At 70.4% G+C, this 10521-nt stretch carries 8 protein-coding genes; 5 read left to right on the top strand and 3 right to left on the bottom strand.

Translation table 11 applies throughout. The annotated features are described in order from the left end of the window. Positions 1–497: 497 nt before the first annotated feature. A complete protein-coding gene (locus ACFYOB_RS41170) occupies positions 498–2558 on the top strand; it encodes a SpoIIE family protein phosphatase (RefSeq protein ID WP_388570108.1) in 2061 nt (686 codons plus the stop codon). Between the two features lie 526 nt (positions 2559–3084). Here ACFYOB_RS41170 and ACFYOB_RS41165 read toward each other — a convergent pair. After that, positions 3085–3900 (bottom strand): TIGR01458 family HAD-type hydrolase, encoded by an 816-nt coding sequence (locus ACFYOB_RS41165; RefSeq protein ID WP_388570105.1) that lies wholly within the window; start codon positions 3898–3900, stop codon positions 3085–3087. A gap of 396 nt (positions 3901–4296) precedes the next feature. Here ACFYOB_RS41165 and ACFYOB_RS41160 point away from each other — a divergent pair, with 396 nt between their 5' ends. After that, complete coding sequence (locus ACFYOB_RS41160) at positions 4297–4932, top strand: DUF2867 domain-containing protein (RefSeq protein WP_388570103.1); 636 nt, start codon at positions 4297–4299, stop codon at positions 4930–4932. Then, the gene (locus tag ACFYOB_RS41155; RefSeq protein WP_388570100.1) at positions 4919–5377 is read left to right on the top strand and encodes a DUF6463 family protein; all 459 of its coding nucleotides are present in this window, start codon (positions 4919–4921) and stop codon (positions 5375–5377) included. Before ACFYOB_RS41160 ends, ACFYOB_RS41155 begins: the two co-directional genes overlap by 14 nt. Before the next feature lie 110 nt (positions 5378–5487). Here the strand turns inward: ACFYOB_RS41155 and ACFYOB_RS41150 are convergent, their stop codons facing one another. Both ACFYOB_RS41150 and ACFYOB_RS41145 read right to left on the bottom strand, forming a co-directional pair. Next, a complete protein-coding gene (locus ACFYOB_RS41150) occupies positions 5488–6723 on the bottom strand; it encodes a PP2C family protein-serine/threonine phosphatase (RefSeq protein ID WP_388570098.1) in 1236 nt (411 codons plus the stop codon). 170 nt (positions 6724–6893) lie between these two features. Then, on the bottom strand, positions 6894–9377 hold the full coding sequence (locus ACFYOB_RS41145; RefSeq protein WP_388570095.1) for a SpoIIE family protein phosphatase: 2484 nt from the start codon (positions 9375–9377) through the stop codon (positions 6894–6896). Between the two features lie 424 nt (positions 9378–9801). Between ACFYOB_RS41145 and ACFYOB_RS41140 the strand changes: the two genes are divergently transcribed. Next, positions 9802–10062, top strand: coding sequence for an alpha/beta fold hydrolase (locus tag ACFYOB_RS41140; protein WP_388570093.1), 261 nt, complete (start codon positions 9802–9804; stop codon positions 10060–10062). Between the two features lie 95 nt (positions 10063–10157). Then, positions 10158–10451, top strand: a complete 294-nt coding sequence (locus ACFYOB_RS41135; protein ID WP_388570090.1) for a hypothetical protein — start codon at positions 10158–10160, stop codon at positions 10449–10451. Positions 10452–10521: the final 70 nt, after the last annotated feature.

Below are 10521 nucleotides of genomic sequence, written 5' to 3'. Positions count from 1 at the left end.
AGCGGCCCGGTCGTCGGTGGGGTTCCGGGCGGCCAAGTCTGTTCAGCCACGAGCGGCGACACCTCAGTAGCCCCTCCCAGAACCCCCAGGCGACAGGACCCTACGAATGGCCCGATCAACCCGCCTAGAAGGTAGGACACCTCAGGCGCGCAGCAGCCGGAATGCCGATCCCGGACCGTGCCCGTGCCGAGTGCCGCCCGGCGTCGTTGGGCAGTCCGTGATGATGACCACGTTCGCCGTCGCCCTGTACCGCGGTGTAGCGGTGCGGCCAGTAGCGGACCGAACCGGGGCATGGATTCGAGCGCTGGAGGAAGCAGAGCTCGCTGGGTGCGGCAGGCGCAGAGGCTGGAGTGCTGCCTCTATCCGTAGCGCCTTGCACGAGGTGCTGCCCACCGATCGGTCCGGCCGGCTCATCGCGGTCCTCGCGTCTGTCGCTGCTGTCCCGGACCACGCGGCTGTTGACGGAGGCACGGTGTTCCGGCTGGGTGGTGAGTGAGGTGGGATCTGCATCTGCATCTGCGGATGGCGAGCCGGACGGGCAGGGCGTACGGCTGCCCGGTGCGGTATCGCTGCAGCGGCTGAAGACTGCCCCGGTGGCGACCGCGCTCATCGATCCCGAGGGGCGCGTCCAAGAGTGGAGCGAGGCCGCAGAGGCCCTGACCGGCTATCGGGATGCGGAGATCATCGGCCGGGATGCGGCTCTGCTCGGGGACGCCGCGGAGTTTCGGGGGAAGAGGTTCGTCCGTGCGGTGCTGCGCAGCGCCGGCTCGGTGCGTACCGACTGGCTTCGTCGCGGTGACGGTACCTGCCGCAGCATCAGCTGGCAGCCGGTGGCGGTTCCACTGTCGGGAGGCACGGGGGTGCTCGCCATCGCTGTGGTGTCCGGGGCGCAGTTGACCGAGTTCTGTGACGCGGTCGCGGCCGATCGTCTGTTGCAGTCCGCGCCCTTCGGGCTGGCGGTGCTGGACACCGATTTGAGGTTTCGGTTCATCAACCAGGCGAACGCCCGGTTGAACAGGATCTCCGTTGCCCAGCATCTCGGCCGGTCGATCCTCGAAGTGATGGACCTGCCCGATCCGGTGGCGTACGAGGCGGTTTTGCGCCGCATCGTGGACAGGGGCGAGACCGTCGAGGACCTGCGGGTGGCAGCGATCGGGCCGGACGGAGAACCGTTCGCTGCCGTCGGCACACTCTTCCCGTTGCGGGACGGGGCTGGCGCGGTGGTGGGCGTGGGCGGGCTCGTGCGGGAGCTGGTGGACACCGACGGGGAAGTCCTGGACGCGGCCCGGGGCCGGCGTCAGCTGGAGCTGCTGGACCGGGTCAGCGCCAGACTCGGCCAGGGCCTGGATCCCAGAACGGTCGCGATGGAACTGGCCGCGGCCTGCGTTCCCGAAGTCGCCGACGGTGTCGCGGTGGATCTGCTGGCGAGAGCCGTGAAGCCAGTCACTGCTGATACCGCTGATACCGCCGAGACCGAGGGCCTTGCGGCCGATGCACGCACCTGCCCGCCCCCGGACTGCCTCGTACACCATCTGACCCTTCGCCCGCAGGAGCCGAGGCCCCGGACCGAGGACGCACTGCCTTCGCCGCGCCCAGCCCTCCCGGCGGTCGCCGCGTGCCTCGACTCGGCCCAGCCCGTCGCCTTCGAGGGTGCGGGGGGAGGCAGGGCGGATGTCGCAGCGCGGTACGGCCTCGCGGTACCGTTGGTCGCCGTCGGCAGACTGCTCGGAGCTGTCACTTTCCTGCGGCAGGCAGGCCCCTTCAGCAGCGAGGCCGTCCTCCTGGCGCGCGAAATCGCAGCCCGCACCGCCACTGCCATCGACAACGCGCTGCGATACCGGCGCGAACGGCTCGCCGCCCTCGCCCTCCAGCGCCACCTGCTGCCCGCGCGCCTGCCGTCGGCCAACTGGTTCCAGCTCGCCTACCGCTACCACCCGGCTGAGGACGACAATCTGGCCGGAGGCGACTGGTACGACGCGGTCGCACTCCCCGGCGGCAGGATCGGACTTGGCATCGGTGACGTCATGGGCCACGGAGTCGCCGCCGCCGCGGCCATGGGCCGATACCGGGCCTCGGTACACGCGCTGCTGTCCGTAGGCATGCCGCCCGGGCCCTTGCTGACCCGCCTGGACGCACTGTTCACCGGCAGCGACGGCGAACTCGCCGCTACCTGTGCCTGCGTCGTCTACGACGGCGGCACCGGACGCTGCCGCATCGCCCTGGCCGGGCACCCGCCGGCCCTGTTGCTCCGGCCGGACGGGTCGGTCTGCCGCCTGCCGTGCGATGCGGGCCCGCCCCTGGGAATGGACCTGCGTCACGTGTACCGGGACAGGGAGCACCGCGTGCCGCCGGGGAGCGTACTGGTGCTCTACACCGACGGGATGATCGAGGACCGCAGTGCCTTGCTCGACCTCGATCAGGGAATCGAGCTCCTCAGCCGGGCCGTCCGCGATCCCCGCGCCCCCCTGAACGAGGTGTGCGACGCCCTGATGGCAGCCCGCCCGGCCAGCTCCGTGGACGACGCCGCGCTCCTGGTCGCAAGGCTGGGCCAGCTCTGACCACGACCGGGTCAGCCACGGCCAAGCGTGGACCTGCCGGCCTGCCGCCGTGCTGGCCTCTGGCTCGACGGACTCACCGGCGGCCCGGCCACAGGACGGTGTGCAGCGTGTCGGCGGTGATGACCGGCGGCGACCGCACCCGCTTCGCCACCACCGACGGGCTGAAGGCATACGCGTGCGCCGCGGTATTGGCCCGCAGGCCCTGGCGAAGAGGTTCTCGGCAACCTCACCCGCTGCCTGACACGGGGAGCTGTCCCGCCTCCGGCTGATCCACGCCGACGCCGCGCCGAGGAACTCGGCGAAGCCTTAGGGCTCCTCGGCGCTGACGGGCCGCGGATGCTTGGGTTGCCCGCAGCCCGCAGCCCGCAGCCCGCAGCCCGCAGCCCGCAGCCCGCAGCCCGCATCCCGCGGTCGGCGCCGGAGCGGGAGCGGGAGCGGGAGCCGGCGTCGGTGGGGCCAGGGAGCTGACAGCCTGACAGGTGCGGTCCGTGCTGCAGGCCTACGGTTCGCTGAGGCGTCGCATCGCTCAGGTACTGCCGGGTTCGGGGCGGGGGCCGGAAGTGCGGGTGGCGAGCAGGTCCGGCAGGTCGGCGAAGGAGTCGAGGACGTGGTCGGGGGTCCCCGAGGCGCTCCGGTGGGTTTCGGGGAGGTACTTGCCGGTCTTCACCAGGACCCCGGTGATGCCGTTGCGCTGGGCGGCCAGGACGTCCGATTCGATGTCGTCGCCGACCATCAGCGCTTCGGAGGCGTCGGCGCCCAGGTGGGCCAGGGCGCTGGCGAAGAACGCGGGCGCGGGCTTGCCCGTCACCTGCGCCTCGGTGCGGGCCGCCTTCTCGAGTCCTTGGAGGAAGGCTCCGGTGTCGAGGTCGAGTCCCCGTTCGGTACGCCAGTACAGGTTGCGGTGCATGGACAGGAGGCGGGCGCCGCGCTGCAGGTACCCGAAGATCTGGTTGAGGGCCTCGTAGCCGAACTCGGGGCCGGCGCCGCCCAGGACGACCACGTCCGCCTCCTCTCCCTCGCCGACGAGGGTGACACCCGTCAGGTCCTCCCGTACGTCGCCGCTGTTGAGCAGCAGGCAGCGGGCGCCGGGGTAGTGGTCGCGCAGGTAAGCAGCTGTGGCGGCCGGCGCGGTCAGGACGTCGTCGGCGCCGACGGGAAAGCCCAGTTCGGACAGGCGCGCCGCGATGGAGGCACGGGTCCGGGAGGTGTTGTTCGTGACCAGCGCGAGGCGGAGGCCGGTGGCGCGCAGGCGCTCCATGGCCGCCACCGCCCCGGGCAGGGCCTTCCAGGAGACGGTGAGGACGCCGTCGATGTCGATCAGGACCGCTCGGATTCGCTCCATGGAGCCGACGGTAGCCCCGCGGCGCCCCGGGCCGGCCTCATTGGCCGCAGGTGTCGGTGTGATCGGGTTCCGGATACCCAGCCGGTCGCCGGCCCGTTGCGGGAGCCTGCCCGGCGATCACGGCCGGGGGCGTAGGAGGAATTCACCAGCCAGGTGCACGGCTGCTGCGCGCCCATGCGCGGAGCGGACTTGCCCATGCGCGGAGCGGACTTTCGAGATCGATTCGGTCCGCCCCGGGCGAGAGCGTCGAGTCCCGCTTCGATCCGGCGACTTCGCGGTACACGAGCGATGGGGGGCGCCTTCTCACCTGGGCTGGCGGGGTGTTGGGAAACGGGCTGGTGTACGGTACCGTATAAATCGAACTATACGGTTGCGTATAAAACGAGAGGTCAAAGCGTGGCACGGCTCGCGAAGTCCCTCCACACCGAACGCCCGTGGCTCATCCACGAACTCACCTCCGACTTCGACGTCGAGGACGTGTGGTCGTTCCGCACGCCCGGCGCCGGACCTGACGACTTCCCGGTGATGCTGGGGGCGTTGCAGTCGGCGGGCGGGCCCGCCCGGCAGACCGGGCCGGTGAGGTTCCTGTTCGCCCTGCGGTGGAAGCTCGGCACGCTCCTCGGATGGGACTCCCCGGCGGAGGGTGTCGGGTCGCGGGTCGTCTCACTCCGCGACCGCCTGCCCAGCGACCTGCGTGCGGCCTATCGGGGCCCCGACAATGACGCCATGCCCCTGAAGGCGGTGTACGAACTCCCCTCGGAGTCCGCTCGCGAGCTGGCGAACAAGACCGTGCACACCGTGATGCACCTGAGCTGGGTTCCGGGGGCGGACGGCGATCACGAGCTGCGGATGGCCGTCCTCGTCAAGCACAACGGATGGTTCGGGCGGCTCTACATGGCTGCTATCGCGCCCTTCCGATACCTGCTCGTCTATCCGGCCCTGACCCGGCAGTGGGAACGGGCCTGGCGCGACCGCGCCGAACTCGCTGGACATCCCAGGACAGGAGGCGGGGCCTACCATGGACTCCGGTAAGCGAATGCTGCGCTGGGCGAGCGGCATCATGCTGCTGCTGGGCACGGGTCACCTGGTGTTGCTGACCGCGTTCTCCTGGGCGGACGTCAAGGGCTGGGTGGACCGAGGGGTGTGGGCAGCCGTCCCGCTGGAACTGGCGGGCGGCAACGGCGCGGACCCGACGGTGGAGTCCCTTCAGAGCCACCTCGCCTTCTGGGCCGGTCCGGGAAGCTTCGCCGTGCCCTTGATCCTCTTGGGCTGCCTGATCCGGCATCTGGCGGGACGCGGGGTGGCCGTGCCCGCAGGGATCGGCTGGGGCATCGCGGTGTGGTGTTTCGTGGGCGGCGTCCTGCTGGTGCCGTCTCCCTACTTCGTGGGCGTGGTCTCCGGCGCCCTCGTCATCCTGGCGGCGCGGCGGGACGCACGATCGCGGGCGCCCCGCGTCCGCGAGCACGACCCGGTGTGACCCGTCGCCGGCTTCCAGGGAAGACGGTGCCTCCGGTGATGGGTACGGTCACGGGTGTGGTGCGCTGTCGGCACGTGCGGGAACGAGCCGATCGGCTGCGCTGCGCGGGGTCATAGCCGTACGACGACCAAGGCGATGTCGTCGTGGGCGCCGCGGGCCACCTCGAGGCGGGCCAGCAGGGCGTCGGCGAGATGGTCGGGATCGAGGCGGGCATAGCCGGCCAGGGCTTCGGCCAACCGGTGCAGGCCGGAGTCGATGTCCTCGCCGCGACGTTCGATGAGCCCGTCGGTGTAGAGCACGAGGGTGTCGCCGGGTACGTATGAAAGTGCGGCCTGGGGCCGGGCGACGTGGTCGGGGCGGGCACCCAGGGGCGGGTCGGTCGCCTGGTCCAAGAAGTCGCTCGTGCCGTCGGGGTGCAGCAGGACGGGTGGGGGGTGGCCGGCGCTGCTGTAGGTGATCTGGCGTTGGCTGGTGTCGATCACGGCCTTGACGGCGGTGGTGGCCAGAGCTCCTTCGACCGACCGCGCGTACAGGCCGAGGACCTCAAGCGACCTGGCGGGCTCGTGGAGGGCCCGGACGGCAGCGGACAGTGCGCTGCGGAGCATACCCATGACGGTAGCGGCCTCCAGGCCGTGGCCGACGACGTCGCCGACCGCGACACCGAAGCAGTCACCGGTCAGGTCGACCACGTCGTACCAGTCGCCGCACACGTTCAGCGAGCCGACCGCGGGCAGGTAGCGCACCGCAACGTTCCGGTGCCGCTCCAGGTCGGGCGAATGCAGCATCGCCTCCTGCAGCGTCACGGCGACCTGGCGTTCCCGGGCGTGCGCCTGGCGCAGTTCCTCGTTCAGCCGTTGCAGCTCCCGTGCCCGGGAGTACAGCTCGGCTTCCATCGCCTCCCGCCTACCCAGCGCGGTGTTCTGTGGGTGGCCGGGGCGGGAGAGGACGAACTCGGTCACGTCCTCCACCCTGTGGATGATCCACGCCACCTCCCCGCCCGGCCCGAACACAGGGGTGTTGATCGGGGACCACCACCGCTCCTCGAACGTCCCCGGCTGGGACATGACGGGGATGTCGTACTTCTGCACCGCCATCGTGTCCGGATCCTTCGACCGCATGACACGGTGCAGCGAGGCTCCCAGGTTCCGTACCCCGTCCCCTTTCGGGTCCCCCGGATTGTCCGGGAAGGCGTCGAACAGGTACCGCCCGACCAGCTCCTGTCGGCTCCGCGCGGTCGCCCTCAGGTAGGCATCATTGACATCGACGATCATCAAGTCGGGGTCCAGCACCAGATACGGGCTGGGCGTGGCCGCGAACAACGACTGGTAATCGATCTGCGTCACCACGTGCCTCGTGCCAGTCCTTCCGCTCGTCGCGGGTGTTCCTGCCAACCTAACGAGGTGCGCGGCGTCCGTGCCTGTTGGCCTGCGCCATCGGTGTCGCACGGAACGACAGTGGTTGCGGCTGCAGACGGGGCCTTGGCTGTTGCATCCATGGCCCCTGAACGACCCTGGTGTCACCAATCGATCGCAGGGATCGCGGCAGCCGCGGAGTGCCCCTCCAATGCTGTGGCCAGGGGGAGCTCCGTCCAGACGGTCTTCCCGTCCCGCGTGTAGCGGGTGCCCCACCGTTCGGTGAGCTGGGCCACCAGCAGGAGACCGCGCCCACCCTCATCGGTGGTGCGCGCCCGCCGTAGGTGTGGAGCGGTGCTGCTGCTGTCGGAGACCTCGCAGATCAGGCTGCGGTCGCGGATGAGGCGCAGGGTGACCGGCGTGCCGCCGCCGTACCGGTAGGCGTTGGTGACCAGTTCGCTGACGACCAGTTCGGCGGTGAATGCCATCTCTTCCAAGTCCCACCTGGTCAGTGTGGCCGCCGTCAGCTCCCGTGCCCGGGCGGCGGCGGTCGGCTCTGCGGGCAGTTCCCAGGAGGCAACCTGCTCCGGCGCGAGCACGCGGGTGCGGGCGACGAGCAGCGCGACGTCATCGTGTGGGTGCTCGGGCAGCAGGGCGTCCTGCAGTGCCGTGCAGGTCTCCTCCAGCGAGCGGCTGGGCCGGGAGAGGGCTTCTCGCAGTCGCTTGAGACCCTCGTCGAGGTCGTGGCCACGGCCTTCGACGAGTCCGTCCGTGTACAGCGCCAGCAGGCTTCCCTCGGCGAGCTCCAATTCGGCGGCCTCGAAGGGGAGTCCGCCCAGGCCCAGCGGGGGTCCCTCGGGAAGGTCGGGCAGACTCACCGTGCCGTCCGTGGTCACCACGGCGGGGGGCAGGTGGCCCGCGCGGGCCAGGGTGCAGCGCTGGGAGATGGGGTCGTAGACCGCGTAGAGGCACGTCGCGCCGACGATCTGCTGGCCCTGCGAGCGTCCGTCGGCAGGCTCCTGCTCGTCTGCCAGGCGGTTGACCAGGTCATCGAGGTGGGAGAGGACCTCGTCCGGTGCGTAGTCGAGGCTGGCCAGCGTGTGCACGGCTGTGCGCAGGCGGCCCATGGTGGCCGCAGCGTGCAGACCATGGCCGACGACATCGCCGACGACGAGGGCGACACGGGCTCCGGATAGGGGGATCACATCGAACCAGTCGCCGCCGACGCCGGTGGCGGGATCTGCCGGCAAATAGCGGTGCGCGAACTCGACCGCGCTGTGTTCGGGCAGTTCCCGCGGCAGCAGACTGCGCTGCAATGTCAGCGCGGCCAGATGCTGCTGGGTGAAGCGGCGGGCGTTGTCGATGCAGAGGGCGGCGCGCGCGGCGAACTCCTCTGCGAGCGTGAGGTCGTCCTCCTCGAACGGTTCGGGCCGCCTGGCCCGCCACAGGCTGAGCAGGCCCAGGAGCAGGCCGCGGGCCGTCAGTGGTACGACGATCAGTGAGTGGGCGCCCAGGCTGAACGCGCGCCGAGTGCGCTCTGAATCCTGGAAGTACCAACCGGGACTGCTCTGAAGCAGGGGTTCGAGGATGGGCTGCCGCTCGGCGAGGCACCTGGCCTGCGGGGTGCGGGGGTCGAAGCGGAAGACCTCTCCGGCCGGATACATCACCTGCAGCGCGTCTGCCATGACCGAGTGGACGGCCATCCTGCGGACCAGTCCTTCGCTCGCCTCCTCGGCGGCCTCCTCGCCGCGGGCCACCGGCTCCAGCAGATCCACCGAGACGGCGTCGGCGAGGACGGGGACGGCGACATCGGCCAGCTCCCAGGTGGTCTGGCCGAGGTCCAGTGTGGTCCCGATGCGGGCGCTCGCCCGGTTGAGCAGGGCGAGCCGTCGCCGGGCCCGGTAGCGGTCGGTGACGTCCTCCACCATTTGGGTGACTCCGAGGATCGCGCCGGCGGGGTCTTGCATCCGGAACGCCGACACCGACACCACCCGCTCGTGGCCGGGGTCGCTCCTCAGACGACAGGTCTGCTCGGTGAAGATCAGGGGTTCGCCCGTCTCCAGCACCCGGCGCAGCCGGCTCTCGAAGGTCTCCAGGTCCGGACCGATCAGGAAGTCGCCGGCGCGGCGGCCCCGGACCTCCGCCGCGGGAAGTTGCGCGAACCGGGCCAGCGCCCGGTTGACACGCAGGATGCTCAGGTCGGGGGCGTGGACGGAAAGCCCGATCGGGGAGCGCCGGAACATGCCGTCCAAGACCGACCGGTCCGCCTCCCACTGGCGCACCTCCTCCGCCGGGGCGGCGACGAGGAACCACTCGCGGTCGGAGCCGGAGCGGACGACGAGGCGGGCGCGGAAGCCCAGCTCCACCCGTCGCCCGCTGCGGTGCAGGACGGGCAGGACACCGGACCAGCCCTGGTCGCGCTCGCACGCTGCCACTGCGTCCAGGACCGCCGCACGATCACCAGAATCGAACAGAAATTCGATTGCTGCTCGACCGAGCACCTCCTCGGGCGGGTAGCCGAGGTGCTCCTGTGCGCGCTCGCTCCAGCCGACGATCCTGCCGTGGTCGTCCAGTACCGCCGAGGCCGAGTTGTGCAGCGCGAACGGGTCCTCAGGGCCCTCGCCCAACCCCGGAGCTGGTGCGTCCATCGCTTCCACCCTTCGACCTGCCGAACGGAACGCTCAGCAGGTATTCCCGCAGCGACTACCCAGAGTGATCAGAGACCAAGGGTCGAGCGGTCGGCTCCTGTCCAGTTTGTGATGGAGGAGGGCTCATGCGCTGCGGCGGCTGCGGTATTCGGCTGGCTGGAGGCCCGGTGCGGCCCGGGGCGGGACCGGCATCACTCTCGCTCATGGGCGGCGGGGACGTTGGAACCGCAGCGGCTCCGCCTACTTACGAGGATGAGCCGGGCGGCGCGCAATGTCACGCGGGCAGCGGCATGAACGTGTGCGCGTGCGCCGCGATGAACTTCCGATCAGCCGCACGCCAGCGCGTTGAAAAAGCGCGCATGTCTCGGGTGCGGCCATGGAAGGGGTTGACCCTGCCCCTGCGTCAGGGTTGGAGCCTGGTCGCATGACGAACAACAGCACGTCCCCGGCTCGGCTCGCCCCGCCGATCGGCGGGTTCCAGGAGATCGAAGGCCGCCGCATTTTCGTGCACCGGTCGGGCAGTGGCGGACCGGCCGTGGTGTTCCTGCCGGGCGCCAGCGCGGTCGGCCTGGACTACTTGGTTGTCCAGCAGGGGGTTTCGCAGTTCACCACCGCCGTCGTGTACGACCGCGGCGGCACGGGCCACAGCGATCCCCTTCCGCTGCCGCGGCCGTCACCGACATAGACGCGGAACTGCAGCGCAAGATCGACCAGCTCACCGAATACCGCCGCCGGATCGCCGAACTGGACAGCGGCGAAAGGCTGGTCCTGCCCCCCGAGGTGGTCGCCATCCTGAACCGGATGCGCAGTCTCGGGGTCAGCGAACGGAGGGTACGAGTCGAGCGCGACTCGTGGATCCTCATGCAGGCACTGGACCCGCACGTCATGCCGCAGCGGATACGGGACAAGAACGCCGGCTTCGACGACCCCGAGACGACGCGCCTGTATCTCGCCTGCGATCGATCAGTCGACTGGGATCCGCACGATCCACGCCTGGAACGGCTCATCGACGACCTGGACGCATGGGAGATCAAACACGCCCGAGACAGTGAGCGTTTTCAGCGTGGCCACTGATCGGGTGACGCCGGTCAGGTCGAGGTGAGGGCCGCAACGCACAAAGCCCCCGTGCCGTTGAGAGAGGTGT

The organism is Streptomyces sp. NPDC006463, from assembly GCF_042870715.1.
Classification (GTDB): domain Bacteria; phylum Actinomycetota; class Actinomycetes; order Streptomycetales; family Streptomycetaceae; genus Streptomyces.
This window is presented reverse-complemented; position numbering and strand designations above follow the sequence as displayed.